The 24,672-nt window shown below is 71.9% G+C and carries 22 protein-coding genes; 13 read left to right on the forward strand and 9 right to left on the reverse strand.

What is annotated here, in order from left to right; translation table 11 throughout:
- Window positions 1–80 precede the first annotated feature (80 nt).
- The gene (locus ABD832_RS34420; RefSeq protein WP_344904102.1) at window positions 81–1,025 is read right to left on the reverse strand and encodes an NADP-dependent oxidoreductase; all 945 of its coding nucleotides are present in this window, start codon (window positions 1,023–1,025) and stop codon (window positions 81–83) included.
- A 79-nt stretch (window positions 1,026–1,104) separates the two neighbouring features.
- Between ABD832_RS34420 and ABD832_RS34425 the strand changes: the two genes are divergently transcribed.
- Entirely contained in the window at window positions 1,105–1,533 is a 429-nt protein-coding gene (locus ABD832_RS34425) for a winged helix-turn-helix transcriptional regulator (RefSeq protein ID WP_344904105.1), read from the forward strand.
- Window positions 1,534–1,635: 102 nt separating this feature from the next.
- A complete protein-coding gene (locus ABD832_RS34430; RefSeq protein WP_344904108.1) occupies window positions 1,636–1,944 on the forward strand; it encodes a GNAT family N-acetyltransferase in 309 nt (102 codons plus the stop codon).
- Window positions 1,945–2,206: 262 nt separating this feature from the next.
- Here the strand turns inward: ABD832_RS34430 and ABD832_RS34435 are convergent, their stop codons facing one another.
- A complete protein-coding gene (locus ABD832_RS34435) occupies window positions 2,207–2,647 on the reverse strand; it encodes a carboxymuconolactone decarboxylase family protein (RefSeq protein WP_344904111.1) in 441 nt (146 codons plus the stop codon).
- A 1-nt stretch (window position 2,648) separates the two neighbouring features.
- Window positions 2,649–3,398, reverse strand: a complete 750-nt coding sequence (locus ABD832_RS34440) for a dienelactone hydrolase family protein (RefSeq protein ID WP_344904114.1) — start codon at window positions 3,396–3,398, stop codon at window positions 2,649–2,651.
- Window positions 3,399–3,702: 304 nt separating this feature from the next.
- Between ABD832_RS34440 and ABD832_RS34445 the strand changes: the two genes are divergently transcribed.
- A complete protein-coding gene (locus tag ABD832_RS34445) occupies window positions 3,703–4,656 on the forward strand; it encodes a helix-turn-helix transcriptional regulator (protein WP_344904117.1) in 954 nt (317 codons plus the stop codon).
- A gap of 150 nt (window positions 4,657–4,806) precedes the next feature.
- Here ABD832_RS34445 and ABD832_RS34450 read toward each other — a convergent pair whose 3' ends face one another.
- A complete protein-coding gene (locus tag ABD832_RS34450) occupies window positions 4,807–5,061 on the reverse strand; it encodes a Smr/MutS family protein (protein ID WP_326638573.1) in 255 nt (84 codons plus the stop codon).
- A 653-nt stretch (window positions 5,062–5,714) separates the two neighbouring features.
- On the opposite strand from ABD832_RS34450, the gene ABD832_RS34455 reads away from it, so the two are divergent.
- Window positions 5,715–9,023: a S8 family serine peptidase gene (locus tag ABD832_RS34455; protein ID WP_344904123.1), complete on the forward strand. Its 3,309-nt coding sequence runs from the start codon at window positions 5,715–5,717 to the stop codon at window positions 9,021–9,023.
- Between the two features lie 175 nt (window positions 9,024–9,198).
- Here ABD832_RS34455 and ABD832_RS34460 read toward each other — a convergent pair whose 3' ends face one another.
- Both ABD832_RS34460 and ABD832_RS34465 read right to left on the reverse strand, forming a co-directional pair.
- Window positions 9,199–9,627 carry a CBS domain-containing protein gene (locus ABD832_RS34460; RefSeq protein ID WP_344904126.1) on the reverse strand — a complete coding sequence of 143 codons (429 nt, stop codon included), beginning with the start codon at window positions 9,625–9,627 and terminating at the stop codon, window positions 9,199–9,201.
- A 93-nt stretch (window positions 9,628–9,720) separates the two neighbouring features.
- A complete protein-coding gene (locus tag ABD832_RS34465; RefSeq protein WP_344904129.1) occupies window positions 9,721–10,920 on the reverse strand; it encodes a PucR family transcriptional regulator in 1,200 nt (399 codons plus the stop codon).
- A 183-nt stretch (window positions 10,921–11,103) separates the two neighbouring features.
- Here ABD832_RS34465 and ABD832_RS34470 point away from each other — a divergent pair, with 183 nt between their 5' ends.
- From ABD832_RS34470 to ABD832_RS34495, 6 genes are all read left to right on the forward strand, one after another.
- On the forward strand, window positions 11,104–11,937 hold the full coding sequence (locus ABD832_RS34470; RefSeq protein ID WP_344904132.1) for an ABC transporter ATP-binding protein: 834 nt from the start codon (window positions 11,104–11,106) through the stop codon (window positions 11,935–11,937).
- A gap of 59 nt (window positions 11,938–11,996) precedes the next feature.
- Window positions 11,997–12,839 carry an ABC transporter ATP-binding protein gene (locus tag ABD832_RS34475; RefSeq protein ID WP_344904135.1) on the forward strand — a complete coding sequence of 281 codons (843 nt, stop codon included), beginning with the start codon at window positions 11,997–11,999 and terminating at the stop codon, window positions 12,837–12,839.
- Window positions 12,836–13,726, forward strand: coding sequence for a branched-chain amino acid ABC transporter permease (locus ABD832_RS34480; protein ID WP_344904138.1), 891 nt, complete (start codon window positions 12,836–12,838; stop codon window positions 13,724–13,726). Before ABD832_RS34475 ends, ABD832_RS34480 begins: the two co-directional genes overlap by 4 nt.
- Window positions 13,719–14,846, forward strand: coding sequence for a branched-chain amino acid ABC transporter permease (locus tag ABD832_RS34485; RefSeq protein ID WP_344904141.1), 1,128 nt, complete (start codon window positions 13,719–13,721; stop codon window positions 14,844–14,846). Before ABD832_RS34480 ends, ABD832_RS34485 begins: the two co-directional genes overlap by 8 nt.
- A gap of 4 nt (window positions 14,847–14,850) precedes the next feature.
- Window positions 14,851–16,131: an ABC transporter substrate-binding protein gene (locus ABD832_RS34490; RefSeq protein WP_344904144.1), complete on the forward strand. Its 1,281-nt coding sequence runs from the start codon at window positions 14,851–14,853 to the stop codon at window positions 16,129–16,131.
- 243 nt (window positions 16,132–16,374) lie between these two features.
- Complete coding sequence (locus ABD832_RS34495; protein ID WP_344904146.1) at window positions 16,375–17,784, forward strand: aminopeptidase P family protein; 1,410 nt, start codon at window positions 16,375–16,377, stop codon at window positions 17,782–17,784.
- Window positions 17,785–18,040: 256 nt separating this feature from the next.
- On the opposite strand, the gene ABD832_RS34500 is transcribed toward ABD832_RS34495, so the two are convergent.
- Window positions 18,041–19,144: a cation diffusion facilitator family transporter gene (locus tag ABD832_RS34500; protein WP_344904149.1), complete on the reverse strand. Its 1,104-nt coding sequence runs from the start codon at window positions 19,142–19,144 to the stop codon at window positions 18,041–18,043.
- Between the two features lie 203 nt (window positions 19,145–19,347).
- On the opposite strand from ABD832_RS34500, the gene ABD832_RS34505 reads away from it, so the two are divergent.
- Genes ABD832_RS34505 through ABD832_RS34515 form a run of 3 tightly spaced genes read left to right on the forward strand, consistent with a single transcriptional unit; the run spans window position 19,348 to window position 22,393 of the window.
- A complete protein-coding gene (locus tag ABD832_RS34505; RefSeq protein WP_344904152.1) occupies window positions 19,348–19,938 on the forward strand; it encodes a MarR family winged helix-turn-helix transcriptional regulator in 591 nt (196 codons plus the stop codon).
- A 59-nt stretch (window positions 19,939–19,997) separates the two neighbouring features.
- Window positions 19,998–20,681, forward strand: a complete 684-nt coding sequence (locus ABD832_RS34510; protein ID WP_344904156.1) for an LppX_LprAFG lipoprotein — start codon at window positions 19,998–20,000, stop codon at window positions 20,679–20,681.
- Between the two features lie 2 nt (window positions 20,682–20,683).
- Window positions 20,684–22,393, forward strand: coding sequence for an MFS transporter (locus ABD832_RS34515; RefSeq protein ID WP_344904159.1), 1,710 nt, complete (start codon window positions 20,684–20,686; stop codon window positions 22,391–22,393).
- 139 nt (window positions 22,394–22,532) lie between these two features.
- Here ABD832_RS34515 and der read toward each other — a convergent pair whose 3' ends face one another.
- Complete coding sequence (gene der, locus ABD832_RS34520; protein WP_344904163.1) at window positions 22,533–23,978, reverse strand: ribosome biogenesis GTPase Der; 1,446 nt, start codon at window positions 23,976–23,978, stop codon at window positions 22,533–22,535.
- A complete protein-coding gene (gene cmk / locus ABD832_RS34525; protein WP_344904166.1) occupies window positions 23,975–24,631 on the reverse strand; it encodes a (d)CMP kinase in 657 nt (218 codons plus the stop codon). Before cmk ends, der begins: the two co-directional genes overlap by 4 nt.
- Window positions 24,632–24,672: the final 41 nt, after the last annotated feature.

Genomic DNA, 24,672 nt, shown 5'->3' on the forward strand with positions numbered 1-24,672 from the left:
CGGGCCGGCTTCACGCGGTCGTCCGCCATGTCCGGATCATGGGGAGGGCCGGGCTTGGCCAGGACCGGCCGGTCCGCCGGTCACGGGGTGAGGACGATGCGGCCGCCGACGCCGCCCTTCTCCAGGAGTTCGTGGGCCTCACGCGAGCGCTCCAGCGGGAGCGTGTGCGCGACGCGGAGGGTGAGGGCGCCGTCGTCGACGTGCTTGGCCAGTTCGGCGAGCCGGTCCCCGTCGGCCAGGACCTCCTGGACGACGACACGGGTGCCACGGATCGGGGGCGGCGCGAACGGGGCGACGAGCGCGACGAAGACGCCCCCGCCGCGCAGCGCCTGGTGCGCCGTGATGCCGAGGATCGCGGCGTCGATCACCGCGTCCACCCCGCCGGGCACGATCTCGCGCACCGCGGGGCCGAGGTCGTCGGAGGAGGTGACGACCTCGCCGGTGACCAGGCCGCGGACCCGGTCGGCGTCGTGCGGGCGGGCGAGCGCGATCGTGCGCAGCCCGCGCAGCGCCGCGAGCTGGAGCGCGAAGCCGCCGACGCCGCCGGAGGCACCGGTGACCAGGAGCGTCGAGCCCGGTTCCAGGCCGGTCAGGTCAAGGGCGCGGTCCGCGGTCAGCGCGTTCAGCGGGAGGGTGGCCGCGTCCGTGAGCGGGACGGACACCGGGGCGGGCGCCAGGGCCGGCTCGTCCAGCACCACGTACCCGGCGTGCGCGCCCCCGGCGAACAGCAGGTCCCGCAGCCCGACGACCGGGTCCCCCGTCCGGAAGCGGGTGGCTCCCGGCCCGGTGGCGTCGACGTGCCCGGCGACGTCCCAGCCGAGCCCGAACCGGGGCATCGGCGGCATCAGGCCCGCGGCGGTGAGGCGTCCCGCGCGGGCGGACAGGTCGATGGGGTTGAGCGAGGACGCCTCGACCCGCACCAGCACCTGACGCGGCCCGGGCTCGGGAATCGGGCCCTCGGCCAGTTCGAGGACCTCGGGACCCCCGGGCGTGCGGACGACGATCGATGTCATGGAGTTGTTCACGGAATGAACGCTAGGCAGCGGTGGTTGGCCCCGGGAAGAAGGCACTTGCGAGTGCCTGGAGTACCCGGAGGAACCCACCGTGACGCTGAGCGCCGCGCAGAAGCGCGAGATCACGCGGCAGGAGTACAACGCCAACCTCGCCGAGTGCCCCGGTCACGAGGTGCTCGCGACGCTGAGCGACAAGTGGGTGACGCTGATCGTCGACGCGCTGGCCGACGGGCCGCTCCGGCACGCCGAGCTCGCGCGGATCGTCGCCGGGGCCAGCCAGAAGATGCTCACCCAGACCCTGCGCAAGCTCGAACGCGACGGCCTGGTCGGCCGCACCGTCACCGCCTCGATCCCGCCGCGCGTCGACTACGAGCTCACCCCGCTGGGCCACAGCCTGCTCCCGATCCAGCGGGCCATCAAGACCTGGGCGGAGACCCACATCGAGGCCGTCCACCACGCCCGCGACCTCTACGACACGGCCGAGGGACAGGACCCGCCGCGGGCCACGCCCCGCCCCTGACCGCCCGGGGCGGCGTCCGGCTCGTCCCGCCCGGCCGCTCCGGTACGGCCACCGCCCTGCGGCGGCTCCGGCGAGGATTGCCTCTTCTATGCTTCTGGGCCCATGAGCCGGTTGCGCACGCTGTCCGCCACGGAGATCCTTTCGGAACGGCTCCTGCTTCGCAGGACGTTGCACGAGGCCGACCGGGAGGGATTCGTCGAGCTCCACACCGATCCCGAGGTCCAGGCGTACATCGGTGGTCCCCAGCCCCGGGGTGACGTCGAGCGGCGCTTCGACGCGGCGATCGCCGGTGAACGGCCCCCGATCGACGACGGCGTGACGGTCGTCGCCACCGTGATGAAGCTGCCGACCTCGGCCCGGACGGCGCTGTCCGCCCGGCTCGGCCCGGACTACGAGGTGTACATCCCCTGAGCCTCGACGGACGTGATGGGCGAGCCGGCGGCCTGTGCCCATGCAGCCGTGATGCGGCACCGACCGCCTGCGGGGACGGGCCGCAGGCCCGGGCCGGTCATCCGCGGGTGGCGGCCATCAGGTCGCGGGCGCACTGGTGGAACAGGCCGGCGGCGACGCGGGTACCGAGGGTGGCCGGTTCGGGGAACGGGTCACCCCCGGCCGGTGAGTCTCACCGCACCCCCGGCCGGTGAGACTCACCGGAACCGTGCCCGCCGGTGGTTCACGAGCGGTCCGGGCCGTCCGCGGGCCGCCCCGGTGACACCGGGAGAAGGTCCCGGTCGGCCAGCGCCTCGCGAACCGCGAGCATCGCGTTGAAGACACGAGGACTTCCCGCGAAGGCGAGCATCTGGACGACGACCTCGACGATCTCCGCGGGAGTGACTCCGGTGTTGAGCGCGGCGCCGGTGTGGAACCGTAGCTGGCGACCGGTGTCGCCGAGCGTGGTCAGGGCGGCGATGGTCGCGATCTGTCGCTCGCGCAGACTCAGCCCCGGGCGGCAGTAGAGGTCGCCGAAGGCGAACTCACCTATGTAGACGGCCACGTCCGGTGCGATGTCCGCGAGTGCCTCGCCGATGTCGGCGATGTCCCCGCCCATCTCCGAGAGCCGGGCGGCGCCGCGGAGAAAACGTTCGCTCCGCTCGGGGACGGGATCTCGGCGCATGTCAGGCCCCGACGGCGGAGGTGCGGCGCTGGATGAAGTCCAGCGTCCTGGACCAGGCGTCGCGGCAGGCGTCCTGCCACTCGTCGTAGGCCGCGTCGAAGAACGAGTGCGGAGCTCCGGCGTACACGTGCTTCTCGTAGTCCTTGCCGGCGGCGTCCAGCCGAGCGGTGAACGCGTCGAACTCCGCCGGGCCGGTGGCGACGTCCTCTCCGGCGAGCAGGAGCAGCAGCGGCACGTGGATCTCGTCGACGACCCCGGCCGCGAAGGCGGGCAGCCCGTAGAAGCCGACGCATCCGGCGAGTTCGAGGTCGCCGGCGGCGAGCATCCACGACTGGCCTCCGCCGTAGCAGAATCCCACGACGACGACCGGGCCGTCGCCGTGTGCCCGGAGGAAGTCGTGCGCCGCGCGGACGTCCTGGGTCACGTCGGCCGGATCGAGGTGGGGGAAATGCTCGCGCCATGGGAAGTCGGCGTCCCTGGCACCCGGCCCGGCGGTGCGTCCGTAGTAGTCGACGACGACGGCGTTGAAGCCGTTCGCGGCGAAGCGCCGCGCCAGGGCGTCGTAGTACGGGTGCGTGCCACGCGCGTCGGGCAGGATGATCACGCCCGCGGGATCGCCGGTGGCCGCGGTGAACGCGTGCAGGGCCGAGAATCGCGTGCCGTCGCCGGCGGTGAGCACCAGGGCGCCCTGTTCGGTTATCCGTCCTGACTCACCGAACGCGGGCGGGCGGCTGTCCGTCTCGTGACACACGGGGTGTTTCCTTTCCTGGGATGGTCGGCGGACCGCCGAGGGGTCGCGTCCGGACCGGGCTTTCGTTTCCGTTCCGTGGCGGGCTCCCGGTCCTTGCCGGTACCGGCGAGGACCACCGGCCGCCGACGGATCGGGGGCGGGCCACGGCCGGGGCGCTCTCGTGAAAGCGCCCTTGTCCGTGTGCCACCAATCTCCCGGTGTTCCCTGGGCGGTTCCAGATCCGGCCGTTACCGGTACCGGCAGGACCACCCATCGAGCCCGGTGCGGGTAGCAGGAGGGAGGCGCCATCGCGCAGAATCGGAGGATGGACACGACACGGGAACTGGGACGGTTCCTGCGGTCACGACGGTCGCGGGTCGAACCGCCGGGGCAGGCGCCGGACGTCACCGGACGCCGGCGGGTGAGCGGGCTGCGCCGTGAAGAGGTCGCCGCACTGGCGGGGGTGAGCGCCGAGTACTACGTCCGGCTGGAGCAGGGTCGCGCCCGCAACCCGTCGTCCTCGGTGCTGAACGCCCTGTCGCGTGCCCTCGGGCTCGACGACGTCGAGCACGCCCACCTCGTGGATCTCGCCGCCGCGGCCTCCAAGCGCGAGTCGCTGACGGCCGGTCGCGGAGCGACCAGGACGCGCGGGGGCGTGCGTCCCGAGCTCGCCCACCTGCTCACGCTGATGGAACGCACCCCAGCCATGATCTACGACCACCGGATGGACGTCCTGGCGTGGAACGACATGGCGGCCGAGCTGATCGTCGACTTCGCCGCGCTGGCCCCCGTGGACCGGAATCTGGCCAGATTCGGCTTCCTCCACGAGCAGGCCCGTGAACGCTTTCCCGACTGGGAGGACGTCGGGCGCACCACCGTCGGCCAGTTGCGTCTCGCGGCCGGCCGTCACCCCGACGACCCCGGGCTGGCGCGGCTGATCGGCGAGCTGACCATGAAGAGCGCGGAGTTCCGCGACTTCTGGAACGGCCGGGACGTACGACTGCGCACCAACGGGATCAAGCGGTTCCGGCACCCGGCGGCCGGCGATTTCTCGCTGCGCTTCGAGAACCTCGATCTGCCCCGCGCCCGGGCCGGGGACCACGAGCACAGGGTGATCATCTTTTCGGCCGATCCCGGTACGGAGGCGGAGAACGCCCTGGACCTGATCGGCCGATGGTCACGGTCACTGGACGCCGGCCTCGGGCCGATCACATCGCCGGCCGCCGGCGGTCCGGATGGCGACCTCGGCATCCGCCCGGAGGCCCGGCTCGACGCATGAACGAGGGTCCACCGTCACGGTGAGGTGCGGAGACGACCCGTTCCGGGGGCACCCGATCTCCGGGGGCCCGATTCCCGCGCGAAGGAGCACCGTACCGAACGACCGTCCGCCGGAACCGCACCGGTGGAGACGCCCGTCGCGCTCGCCGGCCTACTTGTAGCGGAAGTAGACGAAGAGCCTGCCGTGGTTCTTGGCGTCCTTGTCGATGCGGTGGTAGAGGGCCTTGATCTCCTTCTGCTCCAGGAAACGCAGGACCTTCTTCTTGAGCTGGCCCGAGCCCTTACCGGGGATGATCTCGACCTCGGTGGCCTTCTTCCTGATGGCCTCGTCGATGACGCCCCGCAACGCCTTGTCGATCTCCCCGCCCCGGTTGTAGATGGGGTGCAGATCCAGCTTGAGCTTCACACCGTCCCCTTCACCGCCGGGCCCGGGGGCCGGACGTGACACCGATGCCGGCGGAAGACCGGCGCCCTCCAGGGTACGGCCTGCGAGCCGTCACGGACAGGTGGCGTACGGCCCGCGGGACCGGCGCGGACGGGGACGGGCCCGAGGGCATGGACGCGGGCGGCGCGACGGGCCCTCCAGCGGTGGGCTCTCACAGGGGTGGGGGCCTTCCCGGTCGCCGTGGACCGCGCGTCCCGTGCATGCAGGACGTCGGCCGCGCGTCCGGTGCAGGACGCGAAACGCGGAACCAGGCCGAAATCACAGTACAAGCGCACACTCGGACAAAAGCGACATAAAGAGTTCTTGCCGAACCCGAACACGTTCTCCCGGAACCCCCAAGGAGTCTGCACTGAAATCTGACCAATTAATTTGTTGATTGTGTCAATTTCACGATCTAGGCAAATAAATCCTCTCTCGTTAGGCTCCCTCTGATGATCGGCCGCTCCTCGTGGGCGGCCGGTCACGCGTCACCCGACGGGGAGGGTCGAGGCCTTGCCAGGCATGCCCTGCCCCGGGCACGCGGGTGACCGTCCCCCTCCCTGCCGCGTGAGCTGTTCACGTTCCAACAGGGAGGTCCGTTGACCAGGAAGCCCCACTTACCGAGGATCAGGCGCGTGGCGGTGCTCGCCGCAGGCGTCGGGCTCGTCGCGGCGATGGCGCCGCCGGCGAACGCCGATCCCACCCCCACCCCCACGCCGTCCACCAAGTGGACGGCGACCCCCGTGACCGGGGGTGAGCCGGTACAGGGCGCGAAGTCCCCGACCGGCAGGCTCGCCCGGAGTGACGAGGGGCTGCTGAAGTCCACCTCGGGCGCCACGGTCAACGTGATGGTGAAGCTCGACTACGACTCCTTCGCCGCCTACCAGGGTGGCCTGGAGGGACTTCCGGCGACGAGCCCGGCCAAGACCGGGAGGGCACTCGACGTCAAGAGCGGCGACGCCAAGAAGTACCAGAAGCACATCGAGGACGTGGAGAACGACTTCCTGGCCGCGCTGTCGAGGAACGTTCCCACGGCCAAGGCGGGCCAGAAGCTGCGGACCGTCTACGGCGGCATCGCGCTGCGCCTGCCCGCCAACAAGGCGGCGGCCCTGCTCAGGCTTCCCGGCGTGGCCGCGGTCCAGGAGGACAAGCCCGAGCAGCTGCTGACCGACTCCAGCCCGGAGTTCATCGGCGCCCCCTCGATCTACAACAAGCTGGGCGGCAGCTCCTCGTCCGGCAAGGGCGTGGTCGTCGGCATCCTGGACTCCGGCGCCTGGCCGGAGCACCCCCAGTTCGCCGACCCGGGCACGCTTCCCGCCGCGCCGCCGACCAAGGACGGCACCCCGCGCGTCTGCGACTTCGGCGACAACCCGCTGACCCCCGCGGCCGACCCGTTCGCCTGTAACCGGAAGGTCATCGGCGGCGCGCCGTTCCTGGAGACCTACAACGCGATCTACCCCGGCGAGGTCTACCCCGACAGCGCCCGCGACTCCAACGGCCACGGCACCCACACCGCGACCACCTCGGCGGGCGGCCCGGTGGCCGACGCCAACCCGCTGGGCATCAGCCGCGGACCGATCCACGGCATCGCCCCGGCGGCGCACGTGTCGGTCTACAAGGTCTGCGGCGTCGAGGGCTGCTTCCCCTCCGACTCCGCCCAGGCGGTCGGCCGGGCCATCCTCGACGGCGTCCGCGTGATCAACTTCTCGATCTCCGGCGGCACCTCCCCCTACAGCGACCCGGTGGAGCTGGCCTTCCTGGACGCGTACGCGGCGGGCGTGCTCGTGTCGGCCTCGGCGGGCAACGCCGGGCCGGGCGCGACGACGGTCAACCACGTCTCCCCCTGGGTGACGACGGTGGCCGCCTCCTCCCAGACCAGGACCTTCCAGTCGACCATCACGCTGGCCGGTTCCGGCGGTGCGACGGCCACGCTCAAGGGCGCCTCCATCACGCCCGGCCTGCCCACGCCGCTGCCGCTGGTACTCGCCTCGGCACCGCCGTACTCCGACCCGCTCTGTGAGGCCCCGGCGCCCGCCGGGCTGTTCACCGGGAAGATCGTCGTCTGCGAGCGCGGCCCGGGCCGGGTCATGAAGGGCTACAACGTCAAGCAGGGCGGCGCGGCCGGGATGATCCTGTACAACTCCAGCCCGCTCGACGTGATGACCGACAACCACTGGCTCCCGTCGGTGCACATCGACAAGCCCGAGGGGGACGCGCTGCTGGCGTTCCTGACGGCCAACCCCGGAGCGACGGCCTCGTTCACCCAGGGCACCAAGACGACCTGGCAGGGCGACGCGATCACCACGTTCTCCTCCCGCGGCCCCGGCGGCGACTTCCTCAAGCCGGACGTCACCGCTCCCGGCCTGCACATCGTGGCCGGTCAGACGCCGACGCTGGAGGGCCCGGCCGGTGGCCCGCAGGGCAACCTGTACCAGGTCATCTCCGGTACGTCGATGTCGTCGCCGCACGTGGCCGGCTCGGCGGCGCTGCTGTTCGCGCTGCACCCGGACTGGACCCCGGGCCAGGTGAAGTCCGCGCTGGAGACGACGGCCAAGACCTCGGTCACCAAGCAGGACCGCGTCACCCCGGCCGACCCGTTCGACACCGGCGGCGGCCGCATCGACCTGACCAAGGCCGGCGACCCCGGGCTCACCCTGGACGAGACCGGCGCGAACTTCGCGGCCTCGGCCGCCGACCCGCTGAACCGCATCGACCTGAACCTGCCGTCGGTGAACGCCCCGATCATGCCGGGTCTCATCACCGCCGAGCGGAAGGTCACCAACGTCACGAACAAGACGCTCATCTTCACCGCCACCGGCACGACCGTCAGCGGCGCCAACATCACGGTGCTGCCGCCGCTGCTGAGCGTGAAGCCGGGCAAGACCGCCACGTTCAAGGTGGTCATCACCGCTCCTGACCTGCCCGAGGGCCAGTACTTCGGCCAGGTGGACCTCAAGCAGGTCGGCGGCTCCCGCAGGCTGCACCTGCCGGTCGCGTTCTTCCGCAAGGAAGGCGCCATCCCGGTGGACCAGACCTGCGTCCCGGCCACCATCGCGCGCAACACCGGCGAGTCCACCTGCACGGTCACCGTGAAGAACGACACCCTCGAGAACGCCGAGGTCACCGCGGTCAGCACGCTGGACTCCAAGCTGCGGCTGAACTCGGTCACCGGCGCCGCCAAGATCGGCACCCAGATCGCGACGGCCAAGACCACCCTGGCGGCCAGGCAGCCGGACAGGCCGGGCATCGCCCCGGGCACCGGACCCGCCCCGTACCTGCCGCTCGACGCCTTCGGCATCGCCCCGACGCCGATCGGTGACGAGCAGGCGCTCAACTTCACCGTTCCCGCCTTCCAGTACGCGGGCAGGACCTACACCAGGCTCGGCGTCGTCTCCAACGGGTACACGATCGCCGGAGGCAGCGCGGGCTCGACCGACATCTCGTTCCAGCCGCAGACCCTCCCCGATCCGGCGACCCCGAACAACGTGCTGGCCCCGTACTGGACCGACCTGGACGGCACCGGCACGCCGGGCGTCTACGTCGGGACCCTCACCGACGGCGTGAGCGACTGGCTCGTCGTCGAGTGGCGGGTCAACCCGTACGGCACCACCGACACCAAGGTGTTCCAGCAGTGGATCGGGCTCAACGGGACCGAGGACATCACCTACACCTACGACCCGGAGAACCTGCCCGGTGACCCCCCGGCGGGCTACGGCCTGACCGTGGGCGCCGAGAACGCCGAGGGCACGGCCGGCGGCCAGATCAGCGGCCCGCCGACCCAGGACCTCCGGGTGGCCAGCACGCCCGGCGCCCCGGGCGGCACCCTGAGCTACACGATGAAGATCAAGGGGGTCAGTCCCGGGGCCGGGACGGTGACGACGGGCACGTCGACACCGCAGGTCAAGGGCGTGACCATCGAGGTCGACAGGATCACCGTGCAGTAGGGGCGGAGCAGCACGTGCGACGGGCCCGGCGCGATGCGCCGGGCCCGTTCGTCGTCTCCGTGTCCCCGATGGCCTTCCGGGTCCTGCGGCGGACCACTCCCGGGCCCGCGTCGTGGACCGCTCGCGGACCCGTCCCGGCCGGTCGTGCCCGGGACGGGCGTGACGGGCCGCGGGATCAGTGCTGCAGGTAGTCGACCAGGTAGGCCTTCTCGGTCTCCAGGGCCTCGATCGAGCTCTTGACCACGTCGCCGATGCTCACGATCCCGGCCAGCCGGCCGGAGTCGACGACCGGCACGTGCCGGATGCGGTGCGTGGTCATGGTCTGGCGCAGGTCGTCGACGTCGGCGTCCGAAGGGCAGGTACGGACCTCGGTCGTCATGATGGACGAGACCGCGTCGTCCAGCACGCCCGCGCCGCGGTCGTGCAGCCGCCGCACCACGTCGCGCTCGGAGACGATGCCGGCGATCGACTCGCCGTCCTCGGACACCACCACGGCGCCGATGTTGCTCTCGGCCAGAACGGCCAGGAGCTCGGTGACCGTCGCCTCCGGGCGCACGGTCGCCACCTGCGTTCCCTTGCCTTGCAGAATCGTACCGATCAGCATCGACACCACCTCGGTTCGCCTGGCGCGGGTATCCCTCTCCTTTGCCCAATCGGGCCTCGGGCTAAGCACCCGAAAGAGCAAAGAGGGTAATTGCTAGGTTACGGGTAGCAGCCGTACCGCGTCGAGGGCCAGGGTCAGCTCCACGATGTCCAGGGGGCGTGCCAGCGAGCGCCCGGTGAGCTGCTCGATGCGGCGGATGCGGTTGAAGACCGTGTTGCGGTGGCAGTAGAGCTGCCCGGCCGCGCGCATGGCCGAGCCCTCGCAGCGCAGCCACGCCTCCAGGGTGCCGAGCAGCACCTCGCGGTCGGCCTGGTCGAGGGCGAGGATGGGGCTGAGCACGGCCCCGCTGAGGTGGCCAGCGAGCTCGGGCTGGCTGACCACGAGCGCGGCGGGCAGCCGGTCCTCCAGCCGGGCGATCTCCGGGCCGTCGCCCACGCAGGTCCGCAGGGCCAGCTCGGCGAGCCGCCGGGCGCGGCCGAGCTCGGCCAGCCCCTCGACGACCGGGCTGATCCCGGCGCATCCGGTGACGTGCGGGCGCAGCTCCCCTGCCAGGTCGTCCATGCCGGCCTCGTGCAGCAGCACCACCGAGACCTCGTAGTCCGGGCGCATCCGCCACAGCAGCCGCATCGTGCCCAGCGAGGTCGGCCGCGGCTCGTCGTCGCCGTGGTCGTGCCGGCCGGGCAGCCGGGTGATGACGACGGCGTACCGGCCCAGCTCGGGCAGGTCGAGCGCGGCGGCGGCGCTGCGGACCAGGGCGGCGTCGGCCCGGTCCTCCAGGAGCGCGTCCAGCAGGGACTGGACCCTTTCGGCTGTGCGGCCGAACATCTCGGCCTCCCGTCTTCGATAGGCCTCGGCGGCGGCGATGGCCTGCCGGTCGATGGCGTGCCAGACCTTGGTGGCGCTGCGGATGAGCACGGGCAGGCTGTCGGAGTCCTCCTCGGCGACGACGTCGATGAGGCCGTCCCACATCACCTGCGCCGAGAGCCGGTAGCTGCGCAGCAGGGAGTCCATGGGCAGGCCCTGCTCGGCCCTGCGGCGGGCGGTCTTCTCCGCCTGGGGCAGGTCGCGCCGTTCCGGCCTGGGGAGCAGAATGGCTCCGATGCCGTCGCGCATCGCCTCGTACACGCTCTGCCAGTGGTCGTCGGTCGGTACCATCCGGCGGTAGGCCTCGTCGGTGTCGCGGATCTTCGCGACGAGTTCGTCGGTCAGCTCGGGAAGTCTCAGCAGCAGCCTGCGAGCGGCCAGCCGCATGATCCTGCGTACTTCGTCGTCGGTGACGGGCCGGGTCCCCATCCGGTGATGGTGTCAGCAGAACACGTACGGAACAAGGTTCTGTTCTGTTTCGTGATGAGGGGTTGTGCCGGTGCACAACCCGCACCCGTCCGGCCTGGGCACCCGCCCCGACTTCACGCCCGCCTCTGGACGCCGGTGAACCGCCTCGGTTGGGTGCGTTCATCGGCTGTCAGGAGGCAGAACATGGACGTGCACGACCCTCGCCCGCCCGGGGACTCCGGGCTGGTCGTCAGGGATCTGGCGGTGAGCTACGGCCCGGTCCTTGCCCTGCGGGGTGTCTCGCTGGACGTCCCGCGCGGCTCGGTCGTCGCGGTGCTCGGCGGCAACGGCGCGGGGAAGTCCACCCTGCTGCGCGCGGTGTCGGGCACCCTGAGGTTCCACCGGGGCGGGATCACCTCCGGCGACATCGCCTTCGGCGGGAAGCGCCTGTCCGGGGCCGCCACCTCGGCGGTGGTGGCCGGCGGCGTCGTCCAGGTCCCCGAGGGACGGCGGGTGTTCGCCCGGATGACCGTGGAGGAGAACCTGCGGGCCGGTGCGCTCGGCGCGCCCGACCGGCGCGCCGCGGCCGAGGCCAGGCGGGAGGTGCTCACGCTCTTCCCGGTCCTGGCCGAGCGTGCCGGGCAGCGCGCGGGGCTGCTGTCCGGCGGTGAGCAGCAGATGCTCGCCATCGGCCGGGCGCTGATGGCCTCCCCCAGGATGCTCCTGCTGGACGAGCCCACCCTCGGCCTGGCCCCGATGATGGCCGCCCGGATCGCCGACACCGTCCGCGAGATCAACGCCCGGGGCACCACGGTCCTGCTGGTCGAGCAGAACGCCGCGATGGCCCTGACGCTCGCCTCGCACGCCTACGTGCTGGAGGTGGGCGAGGTGGTGCTCTCCGGACCGGCCGCCGAGCTCGCCGCCAGCGACGAGGTGCGCCGCCGTTACCTGGGCATCGAGGACGCCCCCGGGGACCTGGCCGCGACCGGGCGGGCCGCCGCGTCGTCCCGCCCGGTCCTGGCGAGGTGGTCGTCGTGACCGGGGCGACCGGGACGGGCGACGGAACCGGCGTGAGCACGACATACCAACCAGGCGGTATGGACGACTCCGTCCCCCGGCTGGAGGTCCGCGACGTCACGGTGCGGTTCGCCGGGCTCACCGCGCTGGACGCGGTCGGCTTCACCGTCGAGCCGGGCAGCGTGCACGCGGTGATCGGGCCCAACGGGGCGGGCAAGTCGACCTGCTTCAACGTGCTGTCGGGCGTCTACCGCGCCACCTCGGGCAGTGTGCGGTTCGGCGACGCCGAGCTGACCGCGCTGGCCCCGCACCGCATCGCCGCCCTGGGCGTGGCGCGCACCTTCCAGAACATCGCGCTCTCCGCGCACCTGTCGGTACGCGACAACCTCATGCTCGGCCGCCACCGGCTGACCCGCGCCGGGTTCGTCTCGGCCGGGCTGCGGCTGCCGTCGGCCCGCCGCGAGGCCGCCGCGCACGGCGAACGGGTGACCGAGATCGCCACGTTCGTCGGGCTCGCCGAGCGGCTCGCCACCCCGGTCGGGCTCCTGCCGTACGGGGTGCAGAAACGCGTGGAGCTGGCCCGGGCCCTGTGCATGGAGCCGCGGCTGCTGCTGCTGGACGAGCCGGTGGCCGGGATGAACGGCGGCGAGCGGCGCGACATGGCCGAGCTGATCATGGCGGTGCGCGAGAGCCTCGGCATCTCGATCCTGCTGGTCGAGCACGACATGGGGATGGTCATGCGGCTCGCCGACGCGGTGACCGTCCTGGACTTCGGCAGGCGCATCGCCGACGGGACGCCCGCCGAGGTGCAGAACGACCCCGGCGTCGTCCGCGCCTACCTGGGCGCGGCGGCCGAGAGCGTCACCATCGACGGCATCGACGGCATCGACGGCGGGGCCGGGACCGGAGGGGTCACTTCATGATCACTTTTCTTGAGCTCCTGGTGAACGGGATCTCCGTCGGGGCCGTCTACGCGCTGATCGCCCTGGGCTTCGTCATCATCTTCAAGGCGACCGAGGTGGTGAACTTCGCGCACGCCTCGCTGCTGCTGGTCGGCGGCTTCGTGGTCGCCAAGCTGCACCCGTCGATCGGTTTCTGGGCGGCCCTGGCGCTGGGCGTCACCGTGGCGGCCGCGGTGGGCGCGCTGATCGAGTTCCTCATCATCCGCCGGGCGAACGTCACCTCGCACAGCGTCCTGGCGATCGTGACGATCGGCGTCGACATCGTGCTCGTCACCGAGCTGACCCGGCGGATCGGCACCGACGTGCTCGCCCTGGGCGACCCGTGGCGCGACCGGGTGCTGCACCTGGGAGAGGTCAGCGTGGCGCAAACGCGGGTGGTCGCCCTGGGAGTGGCCGCCGCCCTGATCACCGCGTTCCTGCTGGCCTTCAAGTACACCAACTGGGGCATCGCCATGCGGGCCACCGCCGAGGACTCCGAGACCGCCGCGCTGATGGGCGTGCGGCGCGGGCGGGTCTCGATGGGGGCCTGGGCCGTGGCCGGCGCGCTCGCCGCGGTCGCCGCGCTCTTCCTGTGCGTCTTTCCCACCCCCGGGCTGGACCGCAGCACCACGTTCGCGGCGATGAAGGCGTTCCCCGCAGCGATCCTCGGCGGCCTGGACTCCACCACCGGGGCGCTGGCCGGCGGGCTCATCATCGGCGTCACCGAGGCCATGATGAGCGGCTACCAGAACGACCTGGCCTTCCTGGGACGGGGCATCGGCGACGTCGCCCCGTTCCTCGTGATGATCGTGGTCCTGCTCATCCGCCCCGCGGGGCTGTTCGGGACGAGGGAGCTGGCGCGTGTCTAAGAAGGTCATCCTCGCCTGTCTCGCGCTGGCCGCGGTGGCGGTCGCCGTGCCGTTCTACCTGGAGGGCTTCTGGCTGCAGGCCGGGCTCTTCGCGATGTCGGCGGCGATCGGGGCGATCGGCATCAACCTGCTGACGGGTGCCACCGGACAGCTGTCCATGGGGCACGCGTTCTTCCTCGCGGTCGGCGCGTACGCCTACGTCTACTTCTCCTCCGAGCCCGAGGGCGGCGCGCACGCCCTCGGCGGCCTGGGCCTGCCCACCCCCCTGGCCGCGCTGCTCGCGGTGGTGGCCGCGGGCGCGGCCGGCGGGCTGTTCAGCCCGATCGCCGGTCGCCTGAAGGGCGCCTACCTGGGCATCGCGACCCTGGCGCTGATCTTCGTCGGCCAGCACGTGCTGTTCAACGCCGAACCCGTGACGGGAGGCTACAACGGGCGCCCGGTGCCGCCGATGGAGCTGTTCGGGCTCGTCTTCGCCGACACCCCCGAGCTGGTGATCGCCCAGGTGCCGTTCGGGGCGCTGGAACGGCTCTGGTTCCTGGGGCTGGTCCTGCTGACCGGCGCGGCGCTGTTCGCCCGCGGCGTGCTGCGCGGCCGGCCCGGACGGGCCATGAACACCATCCGCGACCACGAGATCGCCGCCGGGGTGATGGGCGTGCCGGTGGCGCGCTACCGCGCCGGGGTGTTCGTGCTCTCGTCGATGTACGCCGGGCTGGCCGGGGTGCTGGTCGCCCTGGTCTTCCAGCGGACCGTACCGGACTACTTCGGCCTGCTGCTCTCCCTCGACTACCTCGCGATGATCATCATCGGCGGGCTCGGCTCGGTCGCGGGCGCGGTCATCGGCGCCTTCTTCATCTCGATGCTCCCGCAGGTGCTCAGCCGCTACAGCGACGCCCTGCCGCTGGTGGCCGAGCCCGGATCCGGCGGCGTCTCCCCCGCCGAGGCGGCCCGCATCCTGTACGGCGCCGCCGTCGTCGTCATCGTGCTCTTCCTGCCCGGCGGGCTGTTCGGCCTCGCCAGGCGGGCCGGTCTCGCCCTGCGGGGGCGGGCCACCCCCGCCGCACCCGCGAGGCAGACCCCGCTGTCCCCCTCTCCCGCCCCGTCCCCCGACCCAAGGAACTGATCACATGCGAAACTCGAGAACCCCGGTCCGGCGCATGGCGGCGCTCGCCGTCCTGGCCCTGGCCGTCACCGCGTGCGCCAGCGAGAAGGCCACCGGGGGCAGCGGAGGCGCCGCCCCCTCCGCCGTCGGGGGGGACGGTGTGAAGACCGGTCCCGGCGTCACCGCGGACACGATCACCCTCGGTCTGATGACCGACCTCACCGGCCCCTACGCCTCGTTCGGCAAGAGCCTGACCCAGTCCCAGCAGCTGTACTTCGAGCAGGCGAACGCGGCCGGGGGCGTGTGCGGGCGGCAGCTGGAGGCCCTGGTGCGCGACCACGGCTACGACGCGCAGAAGGCGGTCGCGACCTACACCGAGATCGCCCCCAGGACGGTGGCGCTGGCCCACGTCGTGGGCTCGCCGATGGTCAACGCCATCAAGCAGCGCCTCGAGGCCGACCAGATGCTCACCATCCCGCAGGCCTGGGCGACCGCGCTGCTGGGCAGCAAGCCCATCCAGGTCACCGGGACGACGTACGACATCGACATGATCAACGCGGTCGACTTCCTGACCAAGGAGAAGGGCGTCAAGTCCGGGGACAAGATCGGTCACCTGTACTTCGAGGGCGACTACGGCGAGAGCGCGCTGAACGGGTCCAAGTTCGCCACCGGCAAGCTCGGGCTCACCCTGGTGGAGCAGAAGATCAAGGCCACCGACCAGGACATGAGCGCCCAGGTCGCGGCGTTCAAGGCCGAGGGCGTCAAGGCCATCCTGGTCTCGGTCGGGCCCCGGCAGACCGCCTCGCTCGTCGGCGTCTCACTGGCCAAGGGCATGGACGTCCCGTTCGTCGGCAGCAACTCGGCCTACTCCCCGCAACTGCTGCCCACCCCGGCCGGGCCCGCGCTGCTGAAGGACTTCTACTTCATGACCGCGGGCACGCCGATCAGCGCCGACAACGCCGCCATGAAGAAGCTGGCCGCCGACTACGCCGCGAAGTACCCCGACACCGCGATCGACAGCGGCGTGGCCGCCGGTTACTCGTCGGCGGCGATCGTGGTCGACGCGCTCAGGAAGGCCTGCGAGAACAAGGACCTGAGCCGGGCCGGCGTGGTGGCCGCGCACCGCAGCCAGGCGGCCTGGGGTGCGGAGTTCGGCACCGAGATGGACTTCACCTCGTTCGACAAGCCCGCCTCGCTGCTGTCGTACGTCGTCAAGCCCGACAAGGAGGCCCTGGGCGGCGCGAAGATCTTCAAGGAGGCCGCCACCTCCGACCTGGCCAAGGAGTACCAGGTCCCGGTCGGCTGACCGGCGGGCCACGGACCGGGCACCGGCCGGGCACCGATCGGACCGGCCGACCAGGCCGCCGGACGGGCACCGGCCGGGCACGGGTCCGGGTGCGTGTCCGGGTGCGTGTCCGGGTCGGGAACGGGCCGTCCGGTACGGATCGGGGAACGGGCCGCGTCGCGGCCGTGCATCACCGGGGATGCGCGGCCGCGGCGCTCCGGTTAGCGTGGACGGCGCACGCAGACCTTCGCTCCCGGGGACAAAATGACGCAAAAGCTCAATATCGGTAGCCATGACCTGCCGGTCTCCGACGCGCTCGCCGCGTTCATGACGACCGGCTGGGCCGACACCCACCGCGACGACCTGGCACCGCTGCCGCAGGTCTCCTACACCGCCAAGCGCCGCGCCGCGCTCGCCGCCCGGTTCCCCGGCGAACGGCTCGTCATCCCCTCCGGCACGCTCACGACGCGCAGCAACGACTCCGACCACCGGTTCCGGGCGCACACCGCGTTCGCCTACCTCACCGGTGGCCAGGAGCCCGACGACGTGCTGGTCGTCGAGCCCTCCGGGGAGGCCGTGCTGTTCCTGCGCCCCCGCTCGCCGCGCTCGGCGCCCGGCGAGGCCGGCCAGGAGTTCTACCGCGACCGCCGCTACGGCGAGTTCTGGGTGGGACGGCGCCCCGACCTGGCGGAGGCCGAGGCGCTCCTGCAGATCACCTGCGCGCCGATCGACCGGCTGGACGACGTGCTCGGCGGGCCCGCGCGGGTGCTGCGCGGGGTGGACGCCTCGGTCGACGGGCGCGTCGCCCCCCACGACGGGGACGCCGAACTGGAGACGTTCCTGTCCGAGATGCGGCTGATCAAGGACGAGTGGGAGATCGCCGAGCTCCGGTTCGCGGTGGAGGCGACCGTCCGGGGGTTCGAGGACGTGGCACGGGCGCTGCCCGCGGCCCTGGAGCACCGGCGCGGCGAACGCTACCTGGAGGGGGTCTTCGGGCTCCGCTCCCGCCTGGAGGGCAACGCGGTCGGCTACGACAGCATCGTGGCCTCCGGCGCCAACGCCTGCGTGCTGCACTGGATCCGCAACGACGGGCGGCTGAACGAGAACGAGCTGCTGCTCCTGGACGCGGGCGTGGAGACCGACCACCTCTACACCGCCGACATCACCAGGACCCTGCCGCTGTCCGGCCGCTTCGACCCGGTCCAGCGCCAGGTCTACGAGCTGGTGTACGAGGCCCAGGAGGCGGCGATCGCCACCCTGCGGCCCGGCGCGCGCTTCCGCGACTTCCACCGCGCGGCCATGCGGGTCATCGCGGAGGGACTGCACGACTGGGGCGTACTGAAGATCAGCGCGGACGAGGCCATGGAGCCCGGCAGCGGCCTGTACCGGCGCTACACGCTCTGCAGCAGCGGCCACATGCTCGGGATGGACGTGCACGACTGCGCCAGGGCCCGCTCCGAGGTCTACCTGGACGGCGTACTGGAGGAGGGGCAGGTGCTGACCGTCGAACCCGGTCTCTACCTCCAGCCCGACGACCTGACGCTCCCGCCGGAACTGCGCGGCATCGGGGTACGCATCGAGGACGACCTCGTCATCACCGCCGACGGCGCCCACATGCTGTCCTCGGGCCTTCCCAGGCACCCGGACGAGATCGAAAAGTGGTTGCGCCGCTGACGTGATTCATGGCGACGCCCTGCTTATGGCGACGCTGCGCGTCGCGGTGAGGCCGCTTAGACCCGCCTCCTTCCCTCGTCACTCATCCGCTTCGCTCCTTCGCTCCTCGGTCCAGTCACCGGCGCGGCCTCACGGGCCAGTTGCCGGTGCGGCCTCGTGGGGCGTGGAAAGGGTGAGGGGCTGAGACGTCCTCGGGCGGGGGTCGTCCCTTTCGTCGAAGCGTCTTGAGAGCATCGACTCATCGGGATGACTGTCATCAGGGTTGCCGGTCCGTGGTCGGAGGCGTGGGGTCCGCGGGGGCGTCGCCGCTCTCCGGATCGTCCCGCCCGTCACGGCCGTCACCCGGACGGTCGCGCGTTTCCGAGCCGTCTCCGGCGTCCGGGTCCTCCCGGGCGCCCAGGCCGGGGGTGGGGTCCAGGAACACCTGCACGATCTGCGGGAAGTGTTCCTTGAGCGTGCGCTCCACCCGGTCGGCGGCCCGTTCCAGGCTCGCTCCCGTGGCCTCGTCCACGAAGTCGATCCGGGCCGCGACCAGGATCTCCCCGGGGCCCATCATCATGGTCAGCAGCTCCACCACGTTCTCGACCTCGGGCATGGCCCGGATCTCCTCGCCGATCCGTTCGGCGATCGACGCGGGCGCGGCCTGGCCGATCAGCAGCGAGACGTTGGTCCGGATCAGGTTGATCGCGACCCACAGGAGCAGCAGGCCGATCAGCACGGAGGCGACGCCGTCCCAGACGGACGAGCCGGTCAGCTGGGCGGCCAGCAGGCCCGCACCGGCGATCAGCAGCCCGGCCAGGGCCGCGGCGTCCTCGAAGAGCACGGCCTTCAGCGCGGTGTCGGAGGTCTTCGTGACGTACCGCCGGGGGCTCACCTCGTACCGGCGGGCCTGGCCGCGCACCTGCGCCAGGGCCCGCAGGAACGACACCCCCTCGATCAGGAAGGAGACCGCGAGGACCACGTACGAGATCGTCAGATCGCTGAGCCTCTCGCCCGCGCCGATCTCGTGCACGCCGTGGGTGATGGAGAACCCGGCCCCGCCGACGAGGGTGGCGAAGGCCGCCATCAGTCCCCAGAAGAACCCGGCCCTGCCGTGCCCGAACGGGTGCCGTACGTCGGCGGGCTGCCCGCCCCTGCGCACCGCGACGTACAGCAGCACCTCGGTGAGGGTGTCGGCGGCGGAGTGCGCGGCCTCGGACAGCATCGCCGAGGAGCCGCTGATCAGCCCGGCGACCAGCTTGGCGACGGCGATCGCCAGGTTGGCCAGGCCCGCCACCACCACCGTGATCAGGCTCTCCGACGCCGCCCCGCCCCCGGCGTCCGCCCCGGCACTCGTACCCGCCGCCGCGTTCTCCTCCATGCGGTCACCCTACGTGCGCCCGGTGACCCGTCCGGCGGCGGCGCCGTGAACCGCCGCGAGGCGCCATCCGTATCTGTACATGACACGACACGAGCGGACAGGACGGAACCCGGTGGGATCCGGTGATCCTTGACATGATCGACGCCGGAACACCATGTCGGCGACCACGAAAGATCGGCATCCTGTGAGGTAGATTCTGATCTATGACCGTGAAGCAAGCCTCACCCGGCGAGCGGAGTGGTCGGCCGGGGGATGAGACCACCGAGAGCACCGGGGCCGGCGAGGCCACCGGCGCCACGGGAGCGGTGGACGAGAGGGGTGAACGACCGGTGGACGGTGAGGAGACCCACTGGCTCTCCCCGATCGAGCAGGGGGCATGGCGCGCCCATCTGGCCGCCCACAAACTTCTCGAACACCGCCTCGACCGGGAGTTACAGCCCTTCGGGCTCTCCCTGAACGACTACGAGATCCTGGTGAACCTGTCGGAGATCGCCGACCGCCGCATGCGGATGAGCGATCTGGCCGAGGCCACGATCCAGTCCCGAAGCCGGCTGTCGCACCAGATCTCGCGGATGGAGAGCGCCGGCCTGGTCGCCAGGGAGACGTGCGCCGACGACCGGCGCGGCACCTTCGCCGTGCTCACCGAACACGGCTGGGCCACCATCCAGAAGGTCGCGCCGCACCACGTCGGCAGCGTGCGCCGGCACTTCATCGACCTGCTCACCGACGATCAGCTCATCGAGCTGGAGACGGCGTACGCCCCCGTGGTCAAGCACCTCAAGGGCATTCGCTGACGCAAAACCGATACCCCCCGTTCTCCACGAGTAGACCGGGGGGTGGCTACGATCCGGCCATGCCTGCTCGCCGGATCCTCATCGCCGCGGTGATCGCCGCGCTCTCCCTGATCACCGCATGCAGCGGGGGAGGCGGAGCGGGCGGTACGGCCGCGCCCCTTCCCAGCGGCGCCGAACTGGTCAAGAAGTCCGCGGAGGCGGCACGCGCCGCGAAGTCCGTCACCTTCTCGATGGAGACCGAGGGCACCCCGCCGGTACAGGTCAAGAAGGCCTCCGGCCGTCTCACCGGAACCGGTGACGCGGACGGCACCCTCCAGGTCGACGTGCTGGGCACCCTGCAGGAGATCAGTTTCGTGCTGCTCGGGGAGACCGTCCACTTCAAGGGCGCGACCGGCGGCTTCCAGAAGATGTCGCGGAGCCAGCTGGCGGCGATCTACGACCCGTCGGCCATCCTCGACCCCGACCGGGGCGTGGTGCAGCTCCTGGGCACCGCGCAGAACCCGAAGACGCATGCGGCCGAGACCCTGGACGGCGCCGACGTCTACCGGGTGACGGCCACCCTCTCCCAGCAGGTGCTCGCCACGATGGTGCCCGGCATCGCGCAGAACGTCGACGCCACGCTCTGGATGGACCGGGCCACCGCCCGGCTGATCAAGGCGGACCTGCCGCTGACCGGCGGCAAGGTGATCGTGGGCTTCGGCGACTACGACGTACCGGTCAAGATCACCGCCCCGGCGGGGTGACGGTGTCCCACCTCGCCCCCGGGGCCCCCGGAGCCCCCGGGGACCGTCACCCGGACCCCGACTCCCCCTCCGCCGCCTCCGGGGGGCCTCTCACCGGCTCCGCCCTGTCCGGGGGTGCCGCCGACGGTTCCGAAGGCGACCTTTCCACCTCCCCGGCCTCCCCGGGCCGTGGCTCCGCGGCCAGGCGGCGGGTCGCCCTCGGCGTCGGCGGCACCGCCGTCCTGCTGGCCGCCCTGGACGCGTACGTCGTGGTCACCGTCCTCGTCGACATCGCCAGGGACGTCGATGTCCCGCTCAACCACCTGGAGCGGGCCACCCCGATCGTCACCGGCTTCCTGCTCGGCTACATCGCGGCCATGCCGCTGCTCGGCCGGCTCTCCGACCGGTACGGCAGGCGCCCGCTCATCCAGCTCTGCCTGGCCGGGTTCGCCGTGGGCTCGGTCGTCACCGCGCTGGGCGAGACCGTGCCCTGGCTGGTCGCTGGACGGGCCCTGCAGGGCGTCGCGGGCGGTGCGCTGCTGCCGATCACCATGGCCCTGATCGGGGACCTGTGGGAGGAGGACGAGCGTCCGGTGGCGCTCGGCGCGGTGGGCTCGGCCCAGGAGCTCGGCAGCGTGCTGGGCCCGCTGTACGGCGCCGCGCTGGCCGCGCTGGTCCCGTCCACCCTCCAGCTCGGCGGTGTGCAGCTCGGCGGCTGGCGGTCGATCTTCTGGCTGAACCTTCCGCTGGTGGCCCTGGCCGCGATCGCCGTGCAGCGGTCGGTGCCGCCGCCCGCCCGCGACCGGGCCCGCCACGGCGCCGACCGGGCAGAGCGCGTCGACGTCGTCGGCGGCCTGCTGCTGGCGCTCGCGCTGGGCCTGCTGGTGGTCGGGCTGTACAACCCCGACCCGGGCGGGGCCGTCCTTCCGCCGTGGGGCCTGCCCGCCATCGCCGCCGGGGTGGTGTCCGGTGTCGCGTTCGCCGCCTGGGAGGCGCGCGCCAGGACCCGGCTGATCGACCTGACCGGGGCGCTGCGCCGCCCGTTCTTCGCCACGCTCGGGGTCGCCTTCGTGACCGGCGCGGCGCTGCTGGTCACCCTGGTCGACGTGCAGCTCTCGGCGCAGACGCTGCTCAACCTGCCGGCCCTGGACGGCGCCCTGGTGCTCTCACGCTTCCTGATCGCCCTCTCCGTGGCCGCGGTGGCGGGCGGGTTCCTCTCCCGCCGGTACGGCGAGCGCGCGGTGTGCGTGGCGGGGCTCGCGGTGGCCGCGGCCGGGTACGTGCGGATCGGCCAGTGGCCGCTGGACCTGGCCTCGGCCGGGTACCGGATGGACGTCGACCTCGTCGTCGCCGGTCTGGGCCTCGGCCTGGTGATCGCGCCGATCTCCTCGGCGGTGCTGCGCGTCGTCCCCGCCGCCCAGCACGGGGTGTCCTCGGCCGCGGTGGTCGTGGCCCGGATGATGGGCATGCTGCTCGGTGTCGCGGCCCTGTCCGCCTGGGGGTTCCACCGATTCCAGTCCCTCACCGCCGACCTGGACACCCCCCTGCCGTTCGGGGTGGACGCGGCCGTGTACGCCACCCGGCTGGCCGAGTACCAGGCGGCGATCAAGGCGGCGCTGCACACCGAGTACAGCGAGATCTTCCTGATCACCGCCGTCCTGTGCGGGGTGGGCGCGCTGACCGCGCTGCTGCTGCCCGGCTCCGGGCCGGTGCGCCAGACCCCCGGAAGGTAGCCTGACGCCTCGCTTCGAAGGCCACCGGGCGACGGACCACCGACCGGCGGGCACCGGCGGATCATCCGGAGACGACGAACGACCCGGCACGTGCCGGGTCGTTCGTTCGTTCGCGGGATCGTCCCGTACCGGAAGGGGCCTACTTCCGCTTGCCCTGCGGCTGGCGCTTCTCGCGGATCTTCATCGTCACCTCGATGGGCGAGCCGGCGAAGCCGAACTCCTCGCGGATCCGGCGCTCGATGAAGCGGCGGTAGGTCTCCTCCAGGAAGCCCGAGGTGAACAGCACGAACTTCGGCGGCTCCGTCGACGCCTGGGTGGCGAAGAGGATCTTGGGCTGCTTGCCGCTGCGGACCGGCGGCGGGGTGGCCGCCACCAGGTCGGTCAGGAAGGCGTTCAGGCGGGCCGTGGGCACCCGGGTCGACCAGGAGTCCAGCGCCTTCTCGATCGCCGGGACGAGCCGGTCGACGTGCCAGCCGTTCTTGGCGGAGATGTTGATCCGCAGCGCCCACGGTACGCGGACGAGCTGGCGGTCGATCTCCTTCTCCAGGTAGTAGCGGCGGTCCTCGTCCAGCAGATCCCACTTGTTGAACGCCACCACCATGCACCGGCCGGACTCGATCACCAGCGAGATGATCCGCAGGTCCTGCTCGGTCAGCACCTCGCTGGCGTCGATGAGCACCACCGCGATCTCCGAGCGCTCCAGGGCCCCCCGGGTGCGCATGCTCGCGTAGAAGTCGGCGCCCTTGAGCTCGCGGTCGCGCCGCCGGATGCCGGCGGTGTCGATGAACCGCCAGGTCTTGCCGCCGAGCTCGATCAGCTCGTCGACCGGGTCACGGGTGGTGCCCGCCATGGGGTCGACCAGCACCCGCTCGGAGCCGGCCAGCTTGTTCAGCAGCGAGGACTTGCCCACGTTCGGCTTGCCGACCAGGGCGACCCTGCGCGGGCCGCGTTCGGCACCGAAGCGCTGCTCCGGCGTCTCGGGCAGCTTCTCCAGGATCACGTCCAGCAGGTCACCGCTGGAACGGCCGTGCAGCGCGGAGACCGGCTGCGGCTCGCCCAGGCCCAGGGACCAGAGACCGGCGGCCTCCAGCTCCATCTGCTGGTTGTCGACCTTGTTGGCGGCCAGGATGACCGGCTTGCCGGACCCGCGCAGCACGTGGCCGACGATCTCGTCCGCGTCGGTCACGCCCACGACGGCGTCCACCACGAACAGGATCACGTCGGCCAGCTCGGCCGCCACCTGCGCCTGCTCGGCGATCTTCAGTGCCATGCCGGTCGCGTCCGGGTCCCAGCCTCCGGTGTCGACCACCGTGAAGCGGCGTCCCCGCCAGGTGGCGTCGTAGGTGACACGGTCGCGGGTCACCCCCGGCACGTCCTCCACGACCGCCTCGCGGCGGCCGATGATCCGGTTGACCAGGGTGGACTTGCCCACGTTGGGGCGGCCCACCACGGCCACGACGGGCTGCGGGGCGTTGTCGTACGCCTCGTCCCCGTCGCTCCCGTTGTTCCTCGAGCTGTCGTCGGTCCCCGGATCGGCGAGCTCCGCGTCGATCCAGCCGTTGTCGTCGTCGTATTCCCCGGTCACGCCTTTTCCTTAATCACACGCAGTATTTCGGCGATGACCTCTTCGAGGTTCAGCGCCGTGGTGTCGAGCTCGACGGCGTCGTCCGCCTTGGCCAGCGGGGCCGTCGCGCGGGTCGAGTCGAGGGTGTCGCGGCGGGCCATCGCGGTCCGCTGCGCCTCCACCGTGGTGTCGTTCAGCTCCGCCGTACGACGCAGCGCCCTGGCGTCCGCGCTCGCGGTCAGGTAGATCTTGACCGCGGCGTCGGGCGCCACGACCGTGCCGATGTCACGGCCCTCGACGACGATGCCGCCCGTGCCGATGATCTCACGCTGCTGGGCCACCAGGCGGCGCCGTACCTCGGGCACCGCGCTGACCGCCGAGACGGCCGCGGTGACCTCAGCGGTACGGATCGGCCCGGCGGCGTCGGCGCCGTCGACGGCCACCGCGGGGGCGTCCGGGTCGGTGCCCAGCGTGAGGACCGGGTCGAGCGCCCGCGCGGCGATCGCGCCGGGGTCGGCCAGGTCGACGCCCTGCTGGAGCATCCACCAGGTGATCGCCCGGTACATCGCACCGGTATCGAGATAACGCAGCCCAAGGGCCCGCGCCACCCCTCGTGACGCGCTCGACTTGCCCGATCCCGAAGGACCGTCCATGGCGACGACCAGTCCGGTCACGACGCCTCTCCCTTGCAGCCCGCTTCAGTTGTCCGTACGAG

Origin of the sequence: Streptosporangium longisporum (assembly GCF_039534895.1) — a bacterium.
Lineage (GTDB): Bacteria > Actinomycetota > Actinomycetes > Streptosporangiales > Streptosporangiaceae > Streptosporangium > Streptosporangium longisporum.